This is a genomic window from Salinispora sp. CH2A1_6, assembly GCF_056820975.1.
This window is the reverse complement of the sequence record NZ_JBXEDG010000010.1, coordinates 56,937-81,555: the sequence shown is the minus strand read 5'-3', so window position 1 is coordinate 81,555 and position 24,619 is coordinate 56,937. Positions and strand designations below refer to the sequence as shown.

Annotated in this window: 18 protein-coding genes; 1 reads left to right on the top strand and 17 read right to left on the bottom strand. The window is 69.6% G+C overall.

Annotation, left to right across the window (positions count from 1 at the left end):
• Positions 1-36: 36 nt before the first annotated feature.
• The 15 genes from AC1UKG_RS13900 to AC1UKG_RS13830 all read right to left on the bottom strand — a co-directional run bounded on the left by AC1UKG_RS13900 (position 37) and on the right by AC1UKG_RS13830 (position 19,381).
• Positions 37-1,764 carry an ABC transporter substrate-binding protein gene (locus AC1UKG_RS13900; RefSeq protein ID WP_018745880.1) on the bottom strand — a complete coding sequence of 576 codons (1,728 nt, stop codon included), beginning with the start codon at positions 1,762-1,764 and terminating at the stop codon, positions 37-39.
• Positions 1,761-3,473: an ABC transporter substrate-binding protein gene (locus AC1UKG_RS13895; protein WP_475890463.1), complete on the bottom strand. Its 1,713-nt coding sequence runs from the start codon at positions 3,471-3,473 to the stop codon at positions 1,761-1,763. The genes AC1UKG_RS13900 and AC1UKG_RS13895 overlap by 4 nt, the downstream gene beginning before the upstream one ends.
• 53 nt (positions 3,474-3,526) lie before the next feature.
• On the bottom strand, positions 3,527-4,747 hold the full coding sequence (locus tag AC1UKG_RS13890) for a DUF885 domain-containing protein (protein ID WP_482642162.1): 1,221 nt from the start codon (positions 4,745-4,747) through the stop codon (positions 3,527-3,529).
• Positions 4,744-6,453, bottom strand: coding sequence for an ABC transporter substrate-binding protein (locus tag AC1UKG_RS13885; RefSeq protein WP_482642163.1), 1,710 nt, complete (start codon positions 6,451-6,453; stop codon positions 4,744-4,746). Before AC1UKG_RS13885 ends, AC1UKG_RS13890 begins: the two co-directional genes overlap by 4 nt.
• The gene (locus AC1UKG_RS13880) at positions 6,450-7,787 is read right to left on the bottom strand and encodes an aminotransferase class V-fold PLP-dependent enzyme (RefSeq protein ID WP_482642164.1); all 1,338 of its coding nucleotides are present in this window, start codon (positions 7,785-7,787) and stop codon (positions 6,450-6,452) included. Before AC1UKG_RS13880 ends, AC1UKG_RS13885 begins: the two co-directional genes overlap by 4 nt.
• A 178-nt stretch (positions 7,788-7,965) precedes the next feature.
• Positions 7,966-8,619 carry a hypothetical protein gene (locus AC1UKG_RS13875; RefSeq protein ID WP_018815303.1) on the bottom strand — a complete coding sequence of 218 codons (654 nt, stop codon included), beginning with the start codon at positions 8,617-8,619 and terminating at the stop codon, positions 7,966-7,968.
• 63 nt (positions 8,620-8,682) lie between these two features.
• Entirely contained in the window at positions 8,683-9,585 is a 903-nt protein-coding gene (locus AC1UKG_RS13870) for a homocysteine S-methyltransferase family protein (RefSeq protein WP_018815302.1), read from the bottom strand.
• A gap of 40 nt (positions 9,586-9,625) precedes the next feature.
• Positions 9,626-10,765, bottom strand: a complete 1,140-nt coding sequence (locus AC1UKG_RS13865; RefSeq protein ID WP_029124187.1) for a trans-sulfuration enzyme family protein — start codon at positions 10,763-10,765, stop codon at positions 9,626-9,628.
• 22 nt (positions 10,766-10,787) lie between these two features.
• On the bottom strand, positions 10,788-12,065 hold the full coding sequence (locus AC1UKG_RS13860; protein ID WP_018745872.1) for a cysteine desulfurase: 1,278 nt from the start codon (positions 12,063-12,065) through the stop codon (positions 10,788-10,790).
• A 249-nt stretch (positions 12,066-12,314) separates the two neighbouring features.
• The gene (locus AC1UKG_RS13855; protein WP_018745871.1) at positions 12,315-13,019 is read right to left on the bottom strand and encodes a winged helix-turn-helix transcriptional regulator; all 705 of its coding nucleotides are present in this window, start codon (positions 13,017-13,019) and stop codon (positions 12,315-12,317) included.
• A 91-nt stretch (positions 13,020-13,110) separates the two neighbouring features.
• Complete coding sequence (locus AC1UKG_RS13850) at positions 13,111-14,397, bottom strand: AarF/UbiB family protein (protein ID WP_018745870.1); 1,287 nt, start codon at positions 14,395-14,397, stop codon at positions 13,111-13,113.
• Positions 14,398-14,402: 5 nt separating this feature from the next.
• Complete coding sequence (locus tag AC1UKG_RS13845) at positions 14,403-15,044, bottom strand: hypothetical protein (protein ID WP_018745869.1); 642 nt, start codon at positions 15,042-15,044, stop codon at positions 14,403-14,405.
• Positions 15,044-15,940 carry a 50S ribosomal protein L11 methyltransferase gene (locus tag AC1UKG_RS13840; protein WP_018745868.1) on the bottom strand — a complete coding sequence of 299 codons (897 nt, stop codon included), beginning with the start codon at positions 15,938-15,940 and terminating at the stop codon, positions 15,044-15,046. Before AC1UKG_RS13840 ends, AC1UKG_RS13845 begins: the two co-directional genes overlap by 1 nt.
• Positions 15,941-16,067: 127 nt before the next feature.
• Complete coding sequence (locus tag AC1UKG_RS13835) at positions 16,068-17,270, bottom strand: DUF6004 family protein (RefSeq protein ID WP_018745867.1); 1,203 nt, start codon at positions 17,268-17,270, stop codon at positions 16,068-16,070.
• Positions 17,271-17,470: 200 nt separating this feature from the next.
• Positions 17,471-19,381, bottom strand: a complete 1,911-nt coding sequence (locus tag AC1UKG_RS13830) for a BTAD domain-containing putative transcriptional regulator (RefSeq protein WP_018815300.1) — start codon at positions 19,379-19,381, stop codon at positions 17,471-17,473.
• A gap of 369 nt (positions 19,382-19,750) precedes the next feature.
• Between AC1UKG_RS13830 and AC1UKG_RS13825 the strand changes: the two genes are divergently transcribed.
• On the top strand, positions 19,751-22,237 hold the full coding sequence (locus tag AC1UKG_RS13825) for an ATP-dependent Clp protease ATP-binding subunit (protein ID WP_482642165.1): 2,487 nt from the start codon (positions 19,751-19,753) through the stop codon (positions 22,235-22,237).
• Here AC1UKG_RS13825 and add read toward each other — a convergent pair.
• Together add and AC1UKG_RS13815 are read right to left on the bottom strand one after the other, a co-directional pair.
• Positions 22,228-23,217 (bottom strand): adenosine deaminase, encoded by a 990-nt coding sequence (gene add / locus AC1UKG_RS13820; RefSeq protein WP_475889189.1) that lies wholly within the window; start codon positions 23,215-23,217, stop codon positions 22,228-22,230. The genes AC1UKG_RS13825 and add overlap by 10 nt on opposite strands.
• A complete protein-coding gene (locus tag AC1UKG_RS13815; RefSeq protein ID WP_475889188.1) occupies positions 23,217-24,101 on the bottom strand; it encodes a helix-turn-helix domain-containing protein in 885 nt (294 codons plus the stop codon). Before AC1UKG_RS13815 ends, add begins: the two co-directional genes overlap by 1 nt.
• Between the last annotated feature and the right edge of the window lie 518 nt (positions 24,102-24,619).

The window sequence follows — 24,619 nt, the reverse complement described above, 5'->3', positions numbered from 1 at the left end:
GATGCTCCCGGAAGATGCGCCTCAAGGCGCCGAGCGTCAGTCCTCCCCCAGCCACAGGTTGGTCAGGTCGCCGTTGAGCACCGGGTAGGGCAGCCAGTTGCGCACCCGGTGTCCGCGCAGCCAGTACTGATGGGCGAAGAGGATCGGCACGACCGCGCAGTCGCGCAGCACCTCCCGCTCCGCAGCCCGCCAGTGCTCGTTGGCGGTCGCCTCGTCGGCGCAGCTCAGCGCGATGTCGATCTGCTGGTTGACCGCAGGATTGTGGTAGTGGCCGAAGTTCGAACCCCAGTCGTCGTTCTCGGAGACGCCGAAGCTGTTGAAGAGGGCTTGGAGGTAGACCCGGGCGTTGTTGCCGTGCCAGTCCGGCTCCCAGCCGGAGAGCGCCACGTCCCACCGGCCCTCGCGAGCCCCGTCGGCCCGGCCGAGGTACGTGCCGAACAGCTCGGTGATGCTGGCCGGTATCAGGTCGAGGGTGATCCCGGCGCGGGCACACGCCGCCCGGACCACCCGCGCGGTCTCCGGGTGGATGTCCCGGTCACGGTAGACCAACTTCAGCGTGAGCCCGTCCGGGTAGCCGGCCTCGGTAAGCAAACGGCGGGCCCGGTCGGGGTCGCCGGTGCCACCGTTGGCCGCATACGGGGCGAACGGCTGGTACGCGCGACACAGCGGCGGCAGGATCTGCTCGGCGATGTCGTTGAGTCGCGGCCCACCCCAGATCTCGGCGACGGTGGTCTTGTCAATGGCGTACTGCAACGCCTTTCGGACCTCCCGGTGGGCCAGTGCCCCGCCCTCGTTGGGGCTGAGCATATTGATCACCAGATACGGGCTGAACAGTCCGGCCGGACAGACCTCCAACCGGGGATCCTCGGCCGCGAACATTTCCGGCAGCCGCTCGGTCAGCGGCTGGATGTCCCACATCATGTCGGCGTCACCGGCGATCACCATGTCGTGGCAGGTCTTCTCGTCCAGCCCCTGCCGCACCTCGATGCGGTCGACGTGGGCCGCTCGGACCGGGTCGGTGGCGGCGTCCCACGTCCGGCTACGCTCCAGGGTGATCCGCTGCTCCGGCTCGTAGCGGGTGATCCGGTACGGTCCGATGGAGCCGATCCGCTGGTTCAGCTCGGGGCTGCCGGGCACGCACCAGAGGTACTCCTCCGGTGCTGGGGAGGCGAACGGCAACGCCAGGATGTTGAGGAAGTCCGGTGTGGGTCGGCGGGTGATCAGCTCCAGCGTCCGGTCGTCGAGCACGCGCAGCCCCGGCACCTCGGCGGCCTCCAGGTAGGGTGCCACCAGGTCGAGCTGGCAGGGCAGGGTGAGCAGGTCGTCGCGGAATGCGGCCAGCCCTTCGACGGTGGTCAGGTAGTAGGGCAGGCCGGGACTGGGTGCCATCGGGTGGGCGAGTCGCTTGATCCCGCGTACGACGTCGGCGGCGGTCAACGGCCGGGGGCCGTCGGGCAGGTCCCAGAGCAGCCCGTCGCGCAGGGTGAACCGGTAGCACCGGCCCTCGGTGTCGTACGGCGCGTTTGCCGCCACGGCCAGGTCCGGCACCAGGTCGCCGGCGCGCCGGTGGTCGCGGGTGGCCGGGTACGTGACCAGCTGCCGAGTGTACGCGCGGATGATCCCCCGGGTCACCGTGTGGTACGCCAGCGCCGGGTCGAGGTGGTCGACGTCGCCCGCGCCGACCAGGGTGAGGGTCCCACCCCCCGACGGCCCGGCCGCATCGGAGGTCTGCGCGACGACCCTCGGTGTTCCTCCTACGGTCATTGGGGCTCCTCCAGCCAGAGGTTCGACAGGTCGAACCAGCGGTCGACTGTCGGCATGGCGATCGCGTTGCGGACCCGCCGGCCCTTGCGGTGCGGGATCGTCGGGGCGTGCACGAGGATCGGCACAATCGCGGCGTCCTGCATGACCCGCAGGTCGACCTGATGCCACAGCTCGGTGGCGCGGGCCCGGTCGGTGGCGCCGAGGGCATCCTCGATCAGCCGGTCGACCTCCGGGTTGCTGTACCCGCCGTAGTTGCTGGTGCCTCGGGACAGGTTGGTCTGGAACATCGGTTGGACGTAGGTGCGTCCGTTCGGTCCGAACCAGTCCGGCGTCCAGGAGGGCGCGGAGATGTCCCAGGCTCCGGCCCGGGCGTTCGCCGGGTCACGGAGGAACTGGTAGTACCCCGCGTGACCTAGCGCTACCAGGCGGACGTTGATGCCGCACTTCTCCAGGTCGCTGGCGTAGGAACGGGCCACCTCCGGGTTGGCGTCCACGTCCCGGTGCACGGCGGTGAGGGTGAGCCCGTCGGGGTAGCCCGCCTCCGCCAGCAGCGCCCGGCAGCGCTCCGGGTCGCCCCGGTCACCAGGTGTCGGATACAGGTTGAAGTCGACGTGTCCGTCATTGCCCGGCGGAATCGCCGTGTGCCCGGGCAGCATCACCGTCCCCGCCTCGAGGTCGTGGTAGATATCGGCGATCGCCGCCTTGTTGATGGCGTACGCGATGGCCTGGCGCACCTTGAGCTTGCTCATCGCCCGCTCGGCGTTCGGGCTGAGCGTGTTGAACACGAGGTAGGGATTGAGCGCGTAGCCGAGGTCGTTGCCGGGATCGGTGGGCGGCACGTCATAGGGCTCGGTGATCGGTGAGGCCCAGGACAGGTCGGCACGACCGGAGGAGATCATCCCTCCGACCTGCTGCGGGGTGGCGACCTCCATGCACACCTCGACCCCGTCCAGGTACTGCTGGCGCACCGGGTCGGACTCCTTGCGCCACACCGGGTTCCGGTCCAGCCGCACCGATTCGCCGTGCGCGTAGTGGGTCACCCGGTACGGCCCGTTGGAGCGCACCCGGCGACGGAACTCCGTACTGTCCGGCAGCACCTCGTCGTACTCGACTGGGGCGGCGGAGGCGCAGTGCAGCGCCAGGATGTGCAGGAAGTCCACCGCCGGGCGGATCAGGTCGAAGACAAGTGTCCGGTCGTTGACGGCCCGGACGCCGGAGATCTCGTGGCTGTTCTGAAAGGAAGCCACCTCGACGGCGGCCGGTTCGGCCGAGGTGATGGCGGCGGCGTACTCGTCGCAGTACCGGGCCAGCCCCTGGATGGTGCTGGTGTAGTAGCCGATCGCGCCGGCCCGCAGCACCGGGTTGGCCATCCGCTTGAAGCCGCGTACGAAGTCGCCGGCGGTCACCTCGCGGGGCGGTACGGTGTCCCAGTACACGCCGGGGCGCAGCCGGATGGTGTAGCGGGTGTGGTCGGCGCTGATGCCGCCGTTGTCGAGGGTCGGTACCGCCTCGGCGACGTCGGGCACGGGCGTGATAGCCGACGGGTCGCGGAGGTCGGTCACCGGCCGGTAGGTGAAGAGCTGGCGCGCGAAGAGTCTGATGACCTGCCCGCCGAGCATGTAGTAGGCGCAGGCGGGATCCAGGTGATCCATGCTGCCCGGGCCGTAGAGCCGTAGTGTTCCCCCGTACCGAGGCTGGCCACCGTTCATCAACACACACCTTTCGCTGTTCTGATCGCCACTGCCGATGCCGGGTCTGTCGCTCAGAGGGGAATGCGGCTGGCCTCGGCCACGTCCGCCCGCAACTGCGCGGGGAGCAGCGGCTCCCGCAGCAGCGCGGTGAATCGGTCGGTGAGACTGGTGCCCGGATCGCGAGCGGCCAGCCAGGCGTCAACCAGCCTGCCCCCCTCGGAGTAGGTGACCGAGTAGGCGCCCCAGAGCGGGTCGGCGAGGAACCGAATCATCTGCTCGGCACGTTCGGGCGGCAGGAGCATCCAGCGCCGCAGGTACGCCAGCGCCTCCTCCCGGCTGCCGCCCTCGTCGTGCAGGAGCAGGGCGGCGTCCACCCGTGCCGGCAGGAGACGCAGGACCAGACCACGCATCCGTTCGACCCGCTCGCCTTCGACGTGGACCCCCTCGCCGGCGAGGATGCGGGCGGTCCACTCGCCCCAGCCAGGGCCGAGTACCGCGTCCACCGCCGCTTCAGCCATGCCCTCGACGACCAGGCACCGGGGCGTGTTGACCAGGGCGATGGTGTGCTCGTCCTGGCCACCGCCCCGGACCAGGCTGGCCTCCTTGAGGCAGTGCTCGGTGTGGTGCCCGGGGTATGACTCGTGCGTCACGATGATCGGCAGTGCGGCCACCGACCGGCCGCTCGCGGCGTTCAGGGCCACGGCGGAGCGGAAGTCGCCCAGGTAGCGGTTGTAGGCATTCCACGGCGCGTCCCGGACCACGGTGTACTCGACGCGTTCGCTCTCCGGCAGGTCGAACCGGTCCCTGGTCCGCTCCCGCACCGCGTCGGAGACGGCCTGTACGCAGCGCTGCAGTAGTTCCGGAGGGACTGTGTTGCGCCGATAGAACTCTTCCACCCGGTTGACGAGCGGCCCCGGTCCGGGCAGTAGCGATTCCATCTCGTCATGTACGGCCGCGTAGCGCTCCTGCGGAGTTCGGGTCACCTCGACATCGAAGTAGGCGCGCACCTCGTCTCGGAACGACACCGGGGTGCCGGCGACCCGATCGGCCACCGCGCGCAGCGCGGCGAGCTGGGCGGTGAGGTGCTGGCGGCGGGGCCGATCGAGGTAACTTGCGGGCAGCGCGGCAAGTGTCCGCGTGGCCTGGCGGGACAGGTCCCGAGGATCGACGGACGGTTCGGCGGCGACCTGGTCGCGCAGCGTCGGGTCGCCGTAGTAACAGTCCACCAGGCCGTCCACCAGCCGCCCCAGCCGTAGACCAATCAGCAGGTAGTCGCGCACGAGGGGGTTCACCGGTTCACCTCCGGGCGGACCACGGTCAGGTCCACGGCGTACCCCTGCGGTGGTAGCGGTCGCACCCCGTCGACCCCGTCCGGTCGCCTCGGGGCGCTGACGGGCGCCCGGTGCAGGATCGGTACCACCGCAACGTCGACGAGTGCGCGTTCCGCCGCGGCCTGCCAGGCGGCTTCGGCCCGCCACGGCTCCGCCGCGTCCAGCGCCCGCTCGATGAGGGCGTCCACCTCCGGCGAGGCGTAGCCGCCGTGGTTGGCTCCACCGGGCACCGGGGTCGCCTGCAGCATCGCCTGCACGAAGACCCGCCCGTTCTGGTCCAGCCAGTCGGGCACCCGGGACGCCACTGCGAGCTGCCACCCGCCGACTGCGGCGGGCCGGCGTAGCGCCTCGGCGTACGCAGCGTCGGGGAGCCCCACCGGTCGGGTGGGCAGGCCGGCCCGGGTCAGGCTCAGGGCGCAGGCGTGGGCCACCTCCGGGCCGAGGCCGGAGTTGGGGTGGATCAGGATCAGCGGTGGCCCGTCGGCGTGGCACACCGAGGCCAGCAGGTCATGGGCCCGCGCCGGGTCGCCGACGCCGTGCGGGGTGGGGTACGGGTCGGTCGCGCCGTGTCCCACGTTGCCGGGCGGGATCAGCGAGCCGGCCACCCGTACCGGCACACCGGGCTGGTGGCGCCGGAACAGGGCCGCCACCGCGGCCTTGTCCACGGCAATCGCCGCCGACTGCCGTACCTGCGGTTCGACCCAGATCGGGTCGCGCAGGTTGAGCACGAGGTACGGGTCGAGCACCCAGCCGAGCCCGCCGTCGCCATCGATCGGTTCGGCGGTCGGCAACCCGCCGACGGCAGGCGCGCAGGACACCTCGGTGGCTGAACCGAGGTCGAGCCGGCCGACGCCGTCGCTCAGGCGCAACTCCACCCGGTCGGCCTCGGCCCGCCGGTACGGATCGGCGGCCGGCTCCCAGGCCGGGTTGCGGACCAGCTCGACCCACTCCCCGGGCCGGTGTCGCCGGATCCGGTAGGGGCCGTTGGCCCGCAGGTGGGTGGCCGCATCAGGGCTACCCGGGACGAACGCGTCGTGTTCTGTGGGCACCGCGGACGCGGCGGGCAGGGCGAGCATCTGCACGAAGTCCAGCGCCGGCCGGGCCAGCTCGATGACCAGCGTCTCGTCGTCGAGCGCGAAGACGCCGGGAATCGCGTGCAGGTTCTGGTACTCGGCAAGTGTCCTGGCGTCCCCGGCCCGCTGTCGGGCCTCCGCCGCCCACGCGGTGGCGAAGGCGGCCATGCCGCGCACCGTGCTGGTGAAGTAGGCCAGCGACGGCGACGGCCGCACCGGGTTGCACATCCGTTTGAAGCCACGGACCACGTCGTGCGCGGTGACCCGGCGCATGTCGGGGGTGTCCCAGCGCGCGTCTGGTCGCAGGTGGAACACGTAACTACGGTGGCTGGCACCGAGCCCGGCGTTCCACGTCGAGGGAACCTCCAGGGCCAGGTCGGGCACCGGGGTGACGGCTTGCCAGTCGCGTACGTCCCGCGCGACCTGCCAGGTGACCAACTGCCGGGTGTGCAGCCGGACAAACGCGGCCGCCGACACCGGGGCGCAGCTGGGGTCGAGTGGGGCGGCGTCGGTGGGGGCGAGAACCCGCAGTACACCGCCGCGGCGGCGCGGGACGGCGCCAGTGGACTCCGGCCGGTACGGGGCGACGGTCATGACAGCTCCCGCACCAGGTCCGCGATCGCGTCAACGGCGAGGTCGACCTCCTCGGCGGTGTTGTAGAGGTGGGTGCAGATCCGGGCGGCGTAGTGCTGGTGCGGCGACCCTGCGATGTCGAACTCGGTCCACCGGGTCCAGATCCGGTGTCGGCTCTCCAACTCGTCAACGAGGCGGGCGAACTTGGTGATGTTCCACCCGTCGGCCGGGTCGGGGAACGGGTTGAAGGCCACCACCGGCGCGGTCAGCCGGGCGTCGGTGACCGGAGAGTACAGCGATTCGACACCGAACCGCTCGGCGATCCGGGCTCGGGTGTGGTCGCCGAGCGCCACGGCGTGCCGCTCGATCCGGTCCCGGCCGATCCGATCCCACAGCTCGCACGCCTTTGCCAGCGCGGCGCCCCGGGCGATGCTGGCGCTGCCCGCACTCTGCAGGTAGTCGCCCATGTTGTAGCTCTCCACCCGAGTGGTGGTGCGCGGCGGCGGGCTGCCCATCATCGGGTACCAGGTGGAGATGATCGGCCAGAAGGCCGGCAGTGGCAGCGGGTTGTGCTCGGGGTGAACCTTGTTGCGGGCGTAGAGCAGCCCGGTGCCGAGCGGTCCGCACTGGAACTTGGATCCGGAGCAGGTGACGAAGTCAGGCCCGAGCGCCCGCAGGTCAGTGTCGAACATGCCGGGCAGCAGCGCGCCGTCAACCACGGTGGTCAGACCGTGCCGCTGGGCCAGGTCGCAGAGCTGGCGTACGGGCATCCGGGTGCCGGTGAAGAGGGTGATCGCCGCGAACGCCAGCACCTTGGTCCGCGGGGTGATCGCCCGGTCGAACATGTCAACGATCTCTTCGGCGGTAACGTCCGGGCCGACCGGCAGGGTCAACACGGTAAGGGAGATCTGGTGCCGGTTGCGCAACAGGTTGAAGTTGGACAGCACCGAGTAGCACTCGTGGCTGGTGGTGATGACCTCGTCGCCCTCGTGCAGGTCGAGCCCGTTGATGACCCGGGCCACTCCCTCGGTGGCGTTGTGGCAGATCACCATCTCATCCTGGTCGACGCCGAACGCCCGGCCGATGGCGGCGCGGTGCTCGGGGTACATGCCGGGCGGATAGACGTTACGTATTCCGCCGTTCCACTCCCGGGTCACCTGGTCGTTGACCTCCAGCACCTCGTACGGCATCACGCCGATGGTGCCGGTGTTGAGGTGGACCGCGTCAGGCTCCATCGCGAACAGCGACCGCAGTTCCTTGAACGAGGCGGTACGCAGGTGATCGGCCGGGGTGGGTGGCCCGCCGGTGCGGGAGGCAGTCGCGGTCGCGGGGTCGTCGGTCACGCTGACATGCATGGCGTCCCTCCTGTCTGGAGCTGGCACCCGCCAGGAAATTTACCATATAATTCTCAAGTAATCCGTCGAGGCCGGCGGTGGCCGCGACCACCGACAGGAACAGTTCGAGCCCCGCGACCGGGTGCCCTGACTCCGGCGCCGCTTCGGTGGGGGCGCCGGGCCGCCCCCACCGAAGCGGTCAACCGTCGAGCACGTCCGGCAGCCGTACCGCCTTGAACCGACGGTCGGCGAAATCGCAGTACCAGATCACCTCGTCGTCCCAGGCCAGGCCGGTCGGGTGCCCCGGCACCCGAACCGTGGAGAGCAGTTGCCCCGACTCCGCATCGACCGCGTGCAGCAGGCCGTCCTCGAACTCGGCGTAGAGCACGTGGCCGTCGGCGTAGGTGAGACCCGAGGGCGCTCCCCGGACCGGGTGTTCCCGCTGGACCGTCATGGTCTCGAAGTCCCGCAGCTGGATCACCGCCGGCGCGCGCAGGCAGAGCCAGACCCCCTCCGGCCCCGTCTCCATGCCGGTCACCCGGCCGTTGGAGGGACGCACCGGCTTCGCGCCGACGGTCTCACCGCTGGCCGGGTCGATCAGCAGGATCCGCTTCGGCCGGCCACCGATCTGACACAGTGTGCCGTGCGCGTACCCCAGATCGGCCCGCACGTCTGGGTAGGCGAAGGACCGGCGCACCGTGCCGTCCGCCGGGTCGATCGCGAAGATCCGCGCAGCGTCCTGGTCGGAGTGCCAGAGCCAGGTACCGTCCCAGGTCAGGCCACACATGTAGCCGGCCGGTCCGGGCAGGCTGCGCACCACCTCGACGGGCGGTGCGGTCGTCGAGCCGCTCACCGTCTCGTTCTCCCTTCGTTGGCCGACCCGGCCCGCGCCGGGCCCGCGGACCCGCTGGCGGCGTCAGTCGACAGCCGCCACCGGGGTGTTCAGGCATGCCGCCAGAGCGCCGATGTGCTCCGGCGACGCGCCGCAGCACCCCCCGGCCACCGCGAGCTGGTACTCCACCGCCCAGCCCGCGACCAGGTCGCCGAACTCGCCCGGATCGAGCAGCGGGTACGGTGCCGGCCCACCGGCGCGGCGGTCCTCCACGTTCGGGTACGCGCCGATCGCGCCGTCGTCGGCATCCCGCAGCACCCGCAGGCACCGCTCGGTCGCCGCCGGAGCGGTGCAGTTCACCAGCACCACCTCGGCGCCGGCCGCGCGCACCGCACCAGCGGCGTCCACCAGGGACTCCCCGGACAGGAGCCGACCCTGCTCGTCGCAGACGAAGCCGACCCAGGCGCGGGTACCGACCTCCCGCACCTGCTGCACCGCGATCCGCGCCTCGCGGACGGTGTTCATGGTCTCCACCAGCACCAACTCCACCCCGGCGCGGACCAGCTCCACGGCGAGCCAGCGGTGCTCCTCGCGCAGTTCGTCGTCGGTCGGTACCAGGTCGGGCCGGTAGCAGTCCTCCACCGGAGCCATCGAGGCGGCGATCAGGGTGCCCGGTGCGCCGGCCGCGTTGCGGGCGGCGAGTGCGACGCCGACGGCGGCGTGCACCATCCAGCCGAGCCCGGCGTCCTCCAGTCCGACACGGCGCAGTGCCCGCAGGTTGCAGCGCAGGGTGTTCGCGGTGAGCACCTGCGCCCCGGTGGTCAGGAACCGCTCGTGGACTTCGCGCAGCACACGTCGCCGGCTGTCCGCCAGCAGCGCCGCGGTTCCCCACCACGGGGCCTGGTACGCCATCCCGGCGCGCTGCAGCTCGGTGGCGAGCCCGCCGTCGAGTACCACCGGGGGGCCGCCGGTCATGAATCCGGACATGTCTCCTCCTTTGCGGGGGCAAGGGGTGCCGGGGAGCGGATCAGGCGCTGTCGCGCAGCGCGGTGAGCAGGTCCTCGACGAGGTCGGCCGGATCCTCGATGCCGGGCGAGATCCGGATCAGCCGGTCGGTCAACCCGAGCCGTCGGCGCACCTCGGGCGGCACCGGGCGGTGGGTCATCAACGCCGGGCACTCGATCAGAGAACGGACCCCGCCAAGACTGACCGCGGCGGTGAAGAGCCGTACCCCGTCGAGCAGCTTGGCCGGGTCGCCGCGGTACTCGAAGCTGGCCAACGCGCCGGGCGCGGCCATCTGCCGGGCCGCGACCGCGTGCTGGGGGTGCGTGGGCAGCCCCGGATAGCTGACCTGGGCGACGCGCGGTTCGGCCAGCAGCGCCGCCACGATCGCCTGGGTGTTGGCCACCTGGCGGGCGGTCCGTAACGACAGCGTCTTCAGCCCCCGGTGCGTCAGATAGCAGTCGAACCCGCCGGGGGCGTTCCCGGCCACCGTGCGGTACGCCAGGAACCTGCGGTGCAGTTCCTCGTCCTGGTAGACCAGGGCGCCACCGAGGACGTCGAGGTGCCCGGCGATGAACTTGGTGGTGCTGTAGAGGGTGATGTCCGCGCCCTGGGCCAGCGGTCGTTGCAGCACCGGGCCGGCGAGGGTGTTGTCCACCACGACCAGTGCGCCGTGCCGGTGCGCGAGCCGGGACACCTCGGCGATATCAGCGACCTTGAGCAGCGGATTGGTGGGCGTCTCCAGCCACACCATGGCCAGCTCCGCGCCACACCCGGTCAGCGCTCGGTCCCGCTCGGCAGGGTCGGCGAGGTCCACCGGCCGCACGGTCACCCCGCGCTCGCGGGCGGCGGCGAGCAGTTGGTGGGTGCCGCCGTAGACGTCGTCGGAGGCGAGCACCAGCCGGCCCGGGGGTACCACCGACAGTGCGGTCGTCGCCGCGGCCTGGCCACTGGTGTAGACGGTGGCGTGGCGGGCGTCCTCCAGGGCCGAGAGGCACTCCTCCAGCGCCTCCCGGTTGGGCTGTTCGCCCCTGGCATAGAAGTAGCGCGGTGGATCCTGGGCGGTGCGGTCGTAGGTGGTGCTGAGATGGATGGGCGGCACGACGTCGCCGGTGCCGGGCACGGGTTGCTGGCCGACGTGCACCAGCCGGGTGTCGAACCTCATGGCGCTGCCTCCCGGGCGGTGCTCAGAGGAACCGGACGTCGGGATGGTCGGTGGTCCAGGGCCCGGGTCGGACGCTGGCGAGCAGTTCGCCGACGAGATCAATCTCGGCCGGCGTGTTGTACACGCCGAAGGAGAGCCGGACCGTGCCGAGCAGCCCCAACTCGTCGAGGAAGGTGCTGGCGCAGTGCACGCCGCAGCGCACCGCCACCCCGTGCCGGTCCAGGTGCGCGCCGACGTCGTACGGGTGGATGCCCTCGACGACGAAGGAGACGATCCCGCTCGGGTCGGCAGCCGGGTCACCGACCACTCGCACCCGGTCGATCGCGGCGAACACCTCGACGGCGTGCCTGACCAGCGCCTGGTCGTGCCGGCGGATCGCGTCCCGGCCGAGGCCGCGCAGGTACTCCAGGGCGGCGGCCAGGCCCACCGCGCCGGCCACATGCGGGGTACCGGCCTCCCACCGGGCCGGCCCGTCGAGATAGCGGACCGGCTGGTCGGCCGCGACGCCCTTCACGGTGCCGCCACCAACCTGGTACGGGGGCAGCTCGGCGAGCAGTTCCCGGCGGCCGTGGAGCACGCCCACCCCCATCGGCCCGTACGCCTTGTGTCCCGAGAAGCAGTAGAAGTCAGCGTCCAATTCGCGTACGTCGACCGATCGGTGCGGAACGGCTTGAGCGCCGTCGATCACCACCAGCGCGCCGGCGCGGCGGGCCACAGCGGTCATCTCCCGTACCGGGTTGACGGTGCCGAGCACGTTGGAGACGTGGTTGACCGCCACCAGGACGGTGTCCGGGCCGAGTGCGGCGGCGAGCCGGTCGGCGGCGATCCGACCGTCGGGGCCGGCGGGCACCACCGTCAGGGTGGCCCCCGTACGGTCACAGAGCCTGCGCCAGGGCAGCAGGTTGCTGTTGTGTTCCATACCGGTCACCACCACCCGCCGGCCCGGTCCGGCCACCCGCCGACCGGCGGTGTCCGCGACGAGGTTGACGGCGGCGGTTGTACCGGCGGTGAACAGCACCTCCTCCGGATCGGCCGCGCCGATCGCCCGTCCGACGGTCTCCCGCGCCTGCTCGTATCGCTCGGTGGACTCCAGGCCGAGCCGGTGGTAGCCGCGGCCGACGTTGCTGTTCGCCCTGGTGTAGTAGTCGGTCATCGCGTCCAGCACGACGCGGGGCTTCTGGGTGGTGGCGGCGTTGTCCAAATAGGCGACGAGGTCGCCGGCACGGCAGGCCAGCAGGGGAAAATCTTCCCGTACCGCCGTGGGTAGCGTGCCCGGGTCGTGTCGCATCGTGTCCGTCATGCCGGCTCCTGTCGCTGGACGGCCGGTCGTCAGTGCCGGTGGACCTGCCGCGCGGGCCGGCCCGGATCGCGGACGGACGCCACAGGCGCTCGGGCGACGGAAAGGGCTGACCGACCGTCCCGTGGGACGATCGCGCTCACGAAGAGGTGCCACACGGATGCGGCGTACCGGACGACGACGGGCCCCGACGAACGCCGAGGCTGGTTCAGAATAATATAGTGATCTGGTCCCGTCATCCCCGGCCGCGCCTCAGCGCCCGAAGACCACCTGGGCGGCGGGGGTCACACCGGAGTCCAGGCCGAGCAACTCGCAGCAGCGCAACACGGCGTCGATGTCGCCCTCCAGCTTGAGCTTGCCCCCGACCATGGCCAGCAGTGGCGTGACCCGGCCGGCGCCGATCCGGACGAAAGTGGCCGCGTCGGTGGTCGCCGTCATGGCCGGATCCTCGGTCGGCCCCTTGGCCACTGTCGGCACCCCGTCGGCGATGTCGATGCGGAAGACCTCGTCGTCGACCTGGAACTGGTAGCTCTCGTCGATCGGGGAGACCTTGTCCCACTGGAACATCGCCTCCACGGCGAGGAAGCCCCAGTGCGGTCGGACGGTGTCGGCTGGGCTCAGGTCGCCCGCGAACTCCAGACCCCAGTGGGCCAGCCCGAGCACCATCGGCCGCAGCGCCTGCCCGGTCGGGGTCAGCTCGTACGAGAGCCGACCCCCGGCGCCCTGAACGTCAACCTGCCGCAGCACACCCGAGTCGACCAGGAACTTGAGCCGGTCGGCGAGCAGGTTCGTGCCGATGCCGGGCAGGTCTGCCAGCAGCTCGCCGTAGCGCCGGGGCCCCATCAGCAACTCACGGATGATCAGTAGCGTCCAGCGCTCGCCCAGCACGTCGAGGGCGGACGCGAGCCCGCAGTATTGGTGGTAGGAGCGCTTACCGGCGACGCCAGTTGATGCCATTGCGCTATCGTATATTTTAGTTGGCTGTTTGCGCAGGTGGGGGCACCCGCTCGAAGCGAGCGGCCACGCTCAACCGACCGTACGGACAGATTCAGGCGGCGGTGCGCCGACCGAAGAGCCCGCGCATGAGCACCGGCTTGGCCAGCTCCTGGAAGTCGAGTTCAGGGTCGAGTTCGCGTACTGTTCCCTCGATCACCAGCAGCGAGAGCAGCGGGAAGATGAGTTCCGGCGCGGCGTGCACGCCGTAGCGGCGTTGCAGGTCGAACATCTCGGCGGCGAAGGCGATCAGGCTGAACTCCCGCGCCGGCAACCCGTGGCTGCGCCGCACCAGGTCGGCCATCCGTGCCAGGAAGGTCTGCACGTCCGCGTCCGGTCGCAGGCCGGTGCCGCTGCGCACCACGATCTCGGCGCAGTACCGGCCACGCCCGGTCGACATGTTCATGAAGAACTCCGCGAACAGCCGGCGCAGCTCCTCGGTGAGCTGCACGCTGAACCCGGCGTCGAGGACGACCACCTGGGCGCCGCTGGTGAAGTACAGGTTGCCCGGATGCATGTCGCAGTGGACGAAACCGTCCACGAAGAGCATGTGGTAGATCGCGGTCATCGCGGAGGCGGCAAACCGCTTACGCACGGCGGCCGACATCGACCGCGCCACGTCCACGTCCAGGTCGGGAATGAACTCCATGACCAGGCAACGTGGCCGGCAGGCATCCACCCGCACCCTGGGCACCCGGACCCGCGGCACCACGGCCAGGTTGGTCTTGAGCCGGCGCAGGTTCTCCGCCTCGCGGGTGAAGTCGAGTTGGCCGAACACCGCGCCGCACATGTTCTCCACCACCTCCTCGACCGGGACACCACGCAGCATCGGCAGCCTGGCCATCATCCGGGCACCGCGCCGCATCAGCGCGAGGTCGAGGGCCATCGTCGAGGCGATGCCGGGCCGGCGCAGCTTGAGTGCCACCTCGGCGCCGTCGAGCAGCCGTCCGCGGTAGACGCAGGCGACGCTACCGCTGGCCACCGGCACCGGGTCGATCTCGGCGAACTCCGCCGGCGTCTGGCTGCCGTACGCCTCGACCAGCGCCCGGCTGGTCTGCTCGGGAGTCATCGGGTCAACCCGGTCTTGGAGCACCGACAGCGCGTCGCAGAACGCGGCGGGCAGCACGTCGCGCCGGGTGCCGAGCACCTGCCCAGCCTTGACGAAGGTGGGTCCCAGCCGCATCAGCAGGGTGGTGAGGCGGGGGTACAGGAGCCGAAGGGCCGCCTCCCGGTCCCCGCGTGCCGCCTTGACCAATGCGCGGGGCAGCACCGGCAGCAGGTGAGCGGCGCCGACCGCACCGATCCGAGTCGAGCGGGCGAGCAGAGCGCGCGTGGTCGCCATCGGCGTCACTCCTTCGTGATGCCCGGCACCTCGATCGCCCGGAGCTGCAGGGTGGCGAAGTCGCAGTACCAGATCCGACGGCCGTCCCAGGTGATGCCAGTGGGGTTGCCCGCGACCGAGTAGGCGGCCACCTCGCGGCGGGCCACGACGTCGTAGAGGTTGATCGTGGCCGCCTTGTGGTCCGCGTAGACGAGATAGCTGTCGGAGACGGTCAGACCGGCGATCGGTTGCCGGACCCGGAAGGTGTCGATCAGGCCGAAGTCCTCCGGGTCGCGCAGGTCAACCTGGCGCAGATCCTCGTAGCCCAGCCAGAGCCCGTGCCGGGTCGCCTCCAACCCGCACAGCACGTTACCGGGACGCGGGTTGGCGAACTCGCCGAGCAACTCGCCGGCCTCGGGGTCGACCAGCCGCAGCACACGATCGTCCCCGGCGACCTGCAGCAGCCGCCCGCCGATGGTGGTCAGGTCGGTACGCACGCCGGGGCAGTCGAGCCGGCGGACGACCTTGCCGCTGATCGGATCCAGCGAGGCGATCTTGCTGGAGACCGCCTCGGAGAACCAGAGGTACTCCGCGGACCAGGTCAGGCCGCAGAGCTTGAGAGCACCACGAACGGGAATGTCGCGGACGGTACCCACCGCGAAGGGCATCAGGACCTCCTCTGCCGGGACAGGCCGCAATCCAGGCGCCACTCGGTGACGGCGCGGACATCGCGCCGCGGCGGGCGGCGCAGGGCGACGGACAGTTCGTCGCTCTCAGCGACATCGGTGTGCCGCAGTGGCCACACCCAGACCCCCCAGTTGCAGCCGGGGTACGACGGAAAGTTCGACAGTTCCACGTCGTCGGTGAAGTCGGCGGTGAAGTAGCCGAGCACGGCGTGCAGCCGCCCCGGCGCAGTGACCGGGAGCCGCTGGCGCAGCCGCTGGCGGGACGGTGCGCGGCCGCCGAGTGTCTGGTCGAGCACCACCGTCGGCTCGGTCAACAGCCTCGGCGGGCGTTGAAAGAAGTGCAGTTGGGAGGTGGATGCCACGAGTTCCTGCACCGGGTCGAGGCGGTAGCCGAAGAAGTCGGTGCCCCACAGCCCCCAGCCCTCGTCAACGATCTCGGCCCCGGCTAGCCAGGTCCGCAACCGCCAGGGCACCACCCGGCCGTCGGGACGCAGGTGTCGACGGGCGATCACGTGCAGCACCTCGGCCATCTCCTCCTCGGGGCCGAGGTTGCCCATCATCTCGGACACCAGCACGTCAGCCTTGCGGGGCAGCCGAACCGTACGGGCGTCCCCGGTGACCAGGGTGAGCCGTCCCTTGAGGTCGTTCGCCTCGATGAGGCGAGCAGCCGTCGCGGCGGTGGCCGGGTCCGCTTCGACGGCGTACACGTGCTCGGCGCCGTGCCGCAGGGCCAGCAGCGAGAGCGCGAGCAGCCCCGCGCCCACGTCCACCACGACGTCGCCGGGGTTGATGGCCGCCTCCAACGCCCGGTCGTACGCTCGCAGCCGGGGCGCGTCGCCGAGCATCATCTGGTGCATGAGCAGTAGCCGCTGGTCCACGCGGTGCCCCCTGAGCGCGTGTCCCTCCCGACCGCAGTAGCAGCCAGGAGGGACATCGTAGCGGTGCGTTGCTATCGATTTTCCCAGTAGAACGTCTGACTGCAGGCCCGTCAAGCGGACCCGTCGGTCAGGCGTTAACCGCGGCGTGCTCGCCGACCAGCGCGTCCCGCATCACCAGGTTGACGCCAGTGAGTCGGGCCTTCGGCTGCTCGTCGACGGTCACCAGGGCGGTGTCCGAACCGTCCAGCTTGAGTTCGGTGCCCGTGGCCTCCATGCCACGCATCTTGCCGTTGACGTGCACGGAGTTGGCAGCGTAGAGGGTTTCGTGCGGCGTCACCAGCTCGAACTCGGCGTCGATGTGCAGGTCGCCGGGGAACTTGAGCCGGCTCAGACTGTCCTCGTTGCCCTCACCCAGGGTGCCGCCGGAGACCCGCGGCCAGCTCGCCCGCAGCATGACCCGGCCACCCAGCTCCGGACTGTGTCCGACAACCGCGACCCGGGCCAGTTGGGCGAGCACGCCCGCACCCTCGTCGTGCTTGTCCGGACCGAAGAGCAGCACCTCGGCGCCGGCCGCATTCTGGTAGTCCCCGGCCAGGTCGACCCGCACCGTCTTGCCGTTGACCTCGACCTCGATCTGCCCCTCCAACGAGGTCTGCATGATCATTGACGGGTCCACCAGCATGGACATGCACGGGCCGGCGCTGGGCGCGAAGAACAGGTTCGGCGTGATGCCGACCGGTTGGTTCTCGTCGTTCGCCGGGTACCAGGCCTCCGGCAGCGTGGTGCCCTTGACGACGTTCGGCGCGGCCATCACGTCGAAGGGACCGTCACCGCGCGGCTTGCCCAGGTAGGGGCCGGTCAGCGGCTTCTTGAACGGCGGGACGCTGTCCACCACACCGTAGATGTCGATGACGTTGCGGTGGGCAAGCCGCAGGGTGCTCGACTCCAGGATGCCGAAGCGACGGATGTAGAACTCGGCGGGGAAGTTCTTACCCGGCACGATCTGCCGCACGTGCCCGCTGTTCGGTAGGAACGGGTTGGACAGCACCTGGATGCGGTCGTCCAGCTCGTAGCTGAACCCCTTGATGCCCACCTCGGGCGCGCTGATGAGCTCGGTCCCGAACTGCGCGTAGCCGTCTTCGTCGACCTTGTGCTCGAAGCCCGGCATGGGCCACTTGTTGAGCTGCACGAAGCCCGACAGGTTGATCGTCTCGCGGCGACCCGAGTAGTAGTCCTCGCCGAAGACCACGGTGGCCGCGGCAAGGATGTGCGGACGGATGGGCTTGGGTTCGAGGTTCAGGGACTCGTAGGTCTCTCTGGTGGAACTCAACCCAGACACCTCCAATGTCTGCAGGACTCAGCGGCGGTCTGAGGGCCGCTGGTAGACCGGATCCGACCGGTCTCGCCAAACTCGAAGCTATGTGTTTTTAAAGCATACTGTCAATGCCTTCGGGGAGGTCGCACGAGCGGAACCGAGACGTGACGGGCCCGCTCCCCGGCGGGAGCGGGCCCGTCACGTCCGGTAGCAGGTCACTCCACCGTGGACGCCACCCCCACCCCCACCCGCAGCAGCGGCCGGGCGAGCGGCGCGGACCACTCCGGGGTAGGCCTCGGCTCGGCCCAGGTGGGGCCAGACTCGATGGCCAACCGGCGCAGCAGGCCGAGCATCTGATAGCGCCCGCCGGTCTCCCCCACCGGCGTCACCAGCGACTTGTCCACCAGGGCGGCGAGCACCACCCGCACGTCGATCGGGCCGGACGGGTGGGGTCGCCAGCACCGTTGGGCGGCCGCCAGGTCGAACGCCCCCGGCAGCAACGCGATCCGGTGAAAGAGACACCGCTCGAGAACGTCAAGCCGCCGGACGCTACGGTCCAGCATCGCCCGCAGCGACGTGTGCCGCAGCGCTGGTGCGACGGCGGGCGGGCGCAGCCCGTCCAACGGTCCCTCCAGCTTGTCCAACACCCTGTCCAGGCTCTCGGTGGACAGGCAGGCGGCCGCCATCTCCAGCGCGAGCGGCAGCCCGTCCAGCCGGTGACAGATCTCCACCACGACCTCCGCGTCCCGCCGGTCGAGGCGAAACCCGGGGCGGGCCTGGGCTGCCCGTTCGGCCAGGAGCGCGACCGCCGGATTGGATCGGACCGACGGCCACTCTCCCGGCAGCGGCACCGGCAGCGGATGTAGGCGCTGAACCCGCTCGTACGGCAAGCCGAGCGGCTGGCGCGAGCTGGTCAGCACCGCCACGTCGGGACAGGCCAGCAGCAGCCGGTCGACGACCACGGCACACGCGTCAACCAGGTGCTCGGCGTTGTCCAGCACCAACAGTGTGGGCCGATCGCGCAACAGCTCGACCGGGTCCTCGGCGCCGCCTCCTCCGAGAATCCGGGCCAGCCGGCGCTCCAACTGCCGTCGGTCGCTGAGGTCGGTGGTGTCCACGACCAGGGTCCCACCGGTGAAGACGCGGGCAGTCTGCTGGGCTGCGCGCAGGGCCACCGCCGACTTGCCACAGCCGGGCGCGCCGGTGACCGTCACCGCACGGTGCTTGGCCAAGAGCCCCACCAGGTCGACGATGGCTCCGGCCCGCCAGTGCAAATGCCCGGAGCCCGGTCCGTAACCAGGCCGCCGACGCGCGACGGGAACCATCGGCGCCGGACGGGGTACCGGTGGCCGACCGGCCGGACGCACCAGCAGGCGGTGCACCGCCTGCAGTTCCTCACCCGGGTCGACGCCAAGCTCGGTGCGCAGCCGCTCATTGACCTCGGCATACCGGTGCAGGGCCACCGTCCGATGCCCGCTTCTGCCGAGCACGGCCAGGTAGTCGGCCTGGATCGCCTCGTGCAGGGGTTCCAGCCGGGCCAGCCGGGTGGCGGTGTCGAGTATCGCGGCAGCGCGCCCCAGCCGCAGGCCCAGTCCGACGTAGCTGTGGGCAGTCGCCACCCAGGCGGCACCCAGCGCCTCCACCTCGACGTTGTCGTGCAACAGGGAACGCAGTTCACCGACGCTCGGGCTGCGCCACAGGTTCAGCGCCTGGCCGAGCCGGGTGAACGCCTCCTCGCGGCTACCCTCGCCGATCAGCTTCTCGGCCCGAGAGACGTACCTTCGAAAGCGGGCGACGTCGGTATCGACGGTCTCCGTGCGCAGCAGGTACCCGGACACGGTCGAGGCGATTACGCGAACCCTCCGGCGCGGTGGGTACTCCGGCTCCAGAACGTGACGCAGCCGGGCGACATAGGTGTGCACCAGTGAGCGGGCGGCGGGCGGAACTGCCCCGCCCCATACCGCCTCCTCCACCTCACCCATCGGGACACTGTCGCCGAGGCGTAACGCCAGCAGGGCGAGGATGGCCCGTTGCTTAGCCGGGCCGGGCTCCAACCGCCTCCCGTTCCGCTCGACGTACAGCGGACCCAATAGGTCGACCCGGTAGCAGGTGCGCGTCTCTGTCATCAGTCCCCCAGCCTCAGCGTGAGCCGAGACTGACACACCGGGTTACCACCCCGCCACAGGTAGCGATCGACGCCTGCGGCCGGGCCTGGAGCCCCGCGCCACCCGCCTGAGCAGCGTGGTCGCACCACGAGGCGCCCACAGGGCCAGCTGTGCGGACGCCAGCGGCTATGAGGTTGTTTTCATATGGCGAAGCTATTGGTGGAGGTTGCAGCTGGCGCACGCTGCGGCCGCCCGAAGCCCGGCGAGCACGCCGACAAGCAGGGCTTCCGGTCGCCCGCATGAACGTGTCGGCGACCCACGATAGACATCCCACTATATAAAATCATAGTATTCGACTGGCCGGATGACTCAGGTGAGGAGCACGAGGGCATGTTCGAGCGGTTCACCGACCGAGCGCGTCGGGTTGTTGTCCTGGCCCAGGAAGAGGCCCGGATGCTCAACCACAATTACATTGGTACTGAGCACATTCTGCTGGGCCTGATCCACGAGGGTGAGGGTGTGGCGGCGAAGGCGCTGGAGAGTCTGGGGATCTCTCTGGAGGGTGTGCGTCAGCAGGTTGAGGAGATCATCGGGCAGGGTCAGCAGGCGCCGAGTGGTCATATTCCGTTTACCCCGCGGGCTAAGAAGGTGCTGGAGCTGTCGCTGCGGGAGGCGTTGCAGCTTGGGCACAACTACATCGGTACTGAGCACATTCTGCTGGGCTTGATCCGTGAGGGTGAGGGTGTGGCGGCGCAGGTGCTGGTGAAGTTGGGGGCGGACCTGAACCGGGTCCGTCAGCAGGTGATCCAGTTGCTGTCGGGTTATCAGGGTAAGGAGCCGGCGGCGGCGGGGACGGCGCCGGGTGAGGCTGCGCCGTCGACGAGTTTGGTGTTGGATCAGTTTGGTCGCAATCTGACGCAGGCGGCTCGTGAGGGCAAGCTTGATCCGGTTATCGGTCGGGAGAAAGAGATCGAGCGGGTCATGCAGGTGTTGTCCCGGCGGACGAAGAACAATCCGGTGTTGATCGGTGAGCCGGGTGTGGGTAAGACGGCTGTGGTGGAGGGCCTGTCGCAGCGGATCGTCAAGGGTGAGGTGCCTGAGACGCTGAAGGACAAGCAGCTGTACACCCTTGACCTGGGTGCGTTGGTGGCTGGGTCACGGTATCGGGGTGACTTCGAGGAGCGGTTGAAGAAGGTCCTCAAGGAGATCCGTACCCGGGGTGACATCATCTTGTTCATTGATGAGATTCACACGTTGGTGGGTGCGGGTGCCGCGGAGGGTGCGATCGACGCGGCGAGCATTCTGAAGCCGATGCTGGCGCGGGGTGAGTTGCAGACCATCGGTGCGACGACGTTGGATGAGTACCGTAAGCATCTGGAGAAGGACGCGGCGTTGGAGCGTCGGTTCCAGCCGATCCAGGTGGGTGAGCCGTCGTTGCCGCACACGATTGAGATTTTGAAGGGTCTGCGGGACCGTTACGAGGCGCATCACCGGGTGTCGATCACGGATGCGGCTCTGGTGGCGGCGGCGACTCTGGCTGATCGGTATATCTCGGATCGGTTCCTGCCGGACAAGGCGATCGATCTGATTGATGAGGCGGGTGCGCGGATGCGGATCCGGCGGATGACGGCGCCGCCAGACCTGCGGGACTTCGATGAGCGGATCGCGCAGGTGCGTCGGGACAAGGAGTCCGCGATCGACGCGCAGGACTTCGAGCGGGCCGCGCAGCTGCGGGATACCGAGAAGCAGTTGTTGGGTCAGAAGGCGCAGCGGGAGAAGGAGTGGAAGGCCGGTGACCTGGATGTGGTCACCGAGGTTGACGATGAGCAGATCGCTGAGGTGCTCGGTAACTGGACGGGTATCCCGGTCTACAAGTTGACCGAGGAGGAGACCTCTCGGTTGCTGCGGATGGAAGATGAGCTGCACAAGCGGGTCATCGGCCAGGAGGACGCGGTCAAGGCGGTGTCGAAGGCGATCCGTCGTACGCGGGCTGGTCTGAAGGACCCGAAGCGGCCGTCTGGGTCGTTTATTTTCGCCGGCCCGTCCGGGGTTGGTAAGACCGAGTTGTCCAAGGCTCTCGCGGAGTTCCTCTTCGGTAGTGAGGACGCGTTGATCCAGTTGGACATGTCCGAGTTTCATGACCGGTACACGGTGTCTCGGCTCGTCGGTGCGCCTCCTGGCTACGTCGGCTACGACGAGGGTGGGCAGCTGACTGAGAAGGTTCGTCGGCGGCCGTTCAGCGTGGTCCTCTTCGACGAGATCGAGAAGGCCCACCCGGACGTGTTCAACACGCTGCTGCAGATCCTTGAGGACGGGCGGCTCACCGATGGTCAGGGCCGGATCGTGGACTTCAAGAACACGGTCATCATCCTGACGACCAACCTTGGTACCCGTGATGTGGCCAAGGCGGTCTCGTTGGGTTTCCAGGCCTCTGATGACTCCGACTCGAACTATGACCGGATGAAGCAGAAGGTCAACGACGAGCTCAAGCAGCACTTCCGGCCGGAGTTCCTCAACCGGATCGACGACACCATCGTCTTCCACCAGCTGCGTCACCAGGAGATCCTCTCGATCGTCGATATCATGATCGGCCGGATCGAGACCCAGCTGCGTAACAAGGACATGGGGCTGGAACTCACCGACAACGCCAAGCAGTACCTGGCGACGAAGGGCTTCGACCCGGTCCTCGGTGCCCGGCCGCTACGCCGCACGATCCAGCGTGACATCGAGGACAACCTCTCCGAGCGGATCCTGTTCAACGAACTCAACCCCGGCCAGATCGTCATCGTTGACTGCGACGGCGACCCGACCAACATCGATTCCGCCAGCCTCACCTTCCGCGGCACCGACAAACCGGTACCGATGGGTCAGCCGTAGGCCCGGGCACCCATCGCCGCAAGGTAGCCACGAGTCGTGTCGTCGCAGAGCGCCCCGGCCACCGCGGCGGCGTATGCCCGCTCGGGCGTGAGCCCGAGACGAGCCGCCAGGTCATGCTCACGGGCCAGGTCGGTACCGAACATCGCCGGGTCATCGGTGCCGACCGTGCACAGCAGACCGGCGGCAACGAGGCGAGGCAGCGGATGTGTGGCCTCGGACGCCACCACCCGGGTCCGCAGGTTGGAGGTGGGGCACACATCCAGCACCACACCCCGGTCCCGCAGCTCGGCGAGCAGGTCGTCATCCTCGGCGGCCCGAATGCCGTGCCGGATCCGTGCTGGAGCCAGCTCCAGCAGCTCACGCACCGAATCCGGACCGCCCGCCTCGCCGCCGTGCGGGACGAACGCCAGGCCGCCCGCACGGGCGATCGCCACCGCTCGGGCAAACGCTTTGGCGGGTGCGGCCAGCTCCGGACCGCCGAGACCGAACCCGACCACGCCCCGGTCCCGGTACCGCACAGCGTGACGGGCACACTCCTCGGCCACGCTCGGTTCCAGCTCACGGTCCACGTCGGGGGTCAACCGCACCCGCACGCCGTACCGCTCGTACGCCTCGGCCGCACCGTCGGCGTACCCCTCGAAGATGTCCCTCCACGGGACTCCCCGGCGTACCCGCTCGGCGGGCGAGAAGATGCCCTCCAGGTAGAGGGCGCCGTGTCCGGCCGCCCCGGCGGCATACTCCACCACGATGCGCCGGAAGTCGTCGGCAGTCCGCAGGCAGTTGGTGGTGAGCACCCAGGTCCTGACGAAGTCGGTGAAGTCGGTGAACTCGTAGAGCGGACGCAGACCCTCGACCGTCTCCGCGGGCAACCGCTCGCCGTTGCGTCGGGCGATGACGAGCAGCGTCTCCGGCCGGACCGTCCCCTCGAAGTGGACGTGCAGTTCGATCTTGGGAGCTGGTCCGGCCCAGGACGGGTTCATCAGACGGCACGGAGCACGCGCCGCTCGGCCACCACCGGCGCCCGTTTCCGCCAACCGGCCTGTGCCAGGCCCAGCAGCCAGCGCAGTGGTGTGGCCGAGAGCAGCGGCGGATCGGTGGCTCGCACCGGACGCACCGGCACCGTGACCGTCCTCCACGCGGAGGACCGGACCCGCTGGTCACCGTCTGTCTCCGCCGGCAGCCGCAGCTCCGTGCCGCCGGTCAGGAAGCTATCCGGCACACCGTCGACAAGCGCCGCGGTGGCGTCCCGATCCGGCCGCAGCAGCAGTACGCGGGCCCGGTGCTCGCCCGGCGGCACGGTGGCCGGCAGCGCCGCGGGCAGGGGGCGCGGCGCGGCCGTCCACCACTGGTTCCGTCCTCCGTTGCCGAGAGCCACCGTGGCGAGCAGCAGTCCCGGCATCTCGACGGTGTCGAGGTCCATCAACGCCCGCGGTTGCGTGCCAAGGGCGAGTGCGCGGCTGCTGATCACCGGAAGCAACGCCGCCACGGACACTCCGACCAACTGCCGGGCGAGCTGGCGGAACCGCTCCGGGGGCAGGCTCACCCAGCGACGAAACTGGGCCGTGAAGGTGCCGACGCTCGAGTACCCCACCTGGACGCTGATCGCCGTGACGGTGAGCGACGAGTGCAGCAGCAACCGCCGGGCCTCGGCCATGCGCAGAGCCGCCAGGAAACGCGCCGGCGGCATCGACGTGGCCTGTTTGAACATGTGGTGAAAATAAAAGGGGCTGAATGTGGCGAGGTTCGCCAACACCTCCAGCGGCAACGGCCTGCCGAGTTCGCTCTTCATGTGCTCGACCACGCGGACAATAGTGGCCAGGCGGCGGTCATGTTCCTTGCGGACGGCACCATCAAGTTGCCTCATGCCCCCTCCAGCACTACTCGGGAACCACAGCCGATGGTGGTGGACGGCTCTTGAACTCCTCTTGATTAGCAGCGCACCGGCAGCTTCGACCGTCCGAGTGCCACCACCTCGTCGCATTTGTGCACGGTGCGGCACGGGACGGTTGACCTACACCCGGCCGGCCGGCTCGCCGGGCCGCTCGCCGGCACCCGACGAAGACAACACAGCAACCTGCGAGAAGACACTGACGGACACGTTCCGCAAGTATTAGCCGGAGCGGAGGGACCCATCGAGGGGAATCTTATTCCCTGCGGTCGAATCCGCATGAGCAAAACCACGGCGAATGGACGTGCCATGGCCCGACCATTCCTGGCACTTCGGCAACGGACACTGAGCCCGGATAAACAAGAAGTGTTGTTAAACGTGCGTGACGTCCACGTAGAGAACGACACCGGCCGGCAGTCCCTGGAGTGCCGGGCTGAGCTTCATCGGCCGTTTCGGTGACGCCACCGGAGCGCCCCACCCCGAGCCGCCGAGAA

Coding starts and splice junctions, on each gene's coding strand:
- AC1UKG_RS13885 (WP_482642163.1), bottom strand. CDS start 6,453: ATGACCGTCGCCCCGTACCGGCCGGAGTCCACTGGCGCCGTCCCGCGC.
- add (WP_475889189.1), bottom strand. CDS start 23,217: ATGAACCCGTCCTGGGCCGGACCAGCTCCCAAGATCGAACTGCACGTC.
- AC1UKG_RS13860 (WP_018745872.1), bottom strand. CDS start 12,065: ATGACGGACACGATGCGACACGACCCGGGCACGCTACCCACGGCGGTA.
- AC1UKG_RS13845 (WP_018745869.1), bottom strand. CDS start 15,044: ATGCCCTTCGCGGTGGGTACCGTCCGCGACATTCCCGTTCGTGGTGCT.
- AC1UKG_RS13850 (WP_018745870.1), bottom strand. CDS start 14,397: ATGGCGACCACGCGCGCTCTGCTCGCCCGCTCGACTCGGATCGGTGCG.
- AC1UKG_RS13830 (WP_018815300.1), bottom strand. CDS start 19,381: ATGACAGAGACGCGCACCTGCTACCGGGTCGACCTATTGGGTCCGCTG.
- AC1UKG_RS13900 (WP_018745880.1), bottom strand. CDS start 1,764: ATGACCGTAGGAGGAACACCGAGGGTCGTCGCGCAGACCTCCGATGCG.
- AC1UKG_RS13880 (WP_482642164.1), bottom strand. CDS start 7,787: ATGCATGTCAGCGTGACCGACGACCCCGCGACCGCGACTGCCTCCCGC.
- AC1UKG_RS13865 (WP_029124187.1), bottom strand. CDS start 10,765: ATGAGGTTCGACACCCGGCTGGTGCACGTCGGCCAGCAACCCGTGCCC.
- AC1UKG_RS13815 (WP_475889188.1), bottom strand. CDS start 24,101: ATGAGGCAACTTGATGGTGCCGTCCGCAAGGAACATGACCGCCGCCTG.
- AC1UKG_RS13870 (WP_018815302.1), bottom strand. CDS start 9,585: ATGTCCGGATTCATGACCGGCGGCCCCCCGGTGGTACTCGACGGCGGG.
- AC1UKG_RS13825 (WP_482642165.1), top strand. CDS start 19,751: ATGTTCGAGCGGTTCACCGACCGAGCGCGTCGGGTTGTTGTCCTGGCC.
- AC1UKG_RS13855 (WP_018745871.1), bottom strand. CDS start 13,019: ATGGCATCAACTGGCGTCGCCGGTAAGCGCTCCTACCACCAATACTGC.
- AC1UKG_RS13895 (WP_475890463.1), bottom strand. CDS start 3,473: ATGAACGGTGGCCAGCCTCGGTACGGGGGAACACTACGGCTCTACGGC.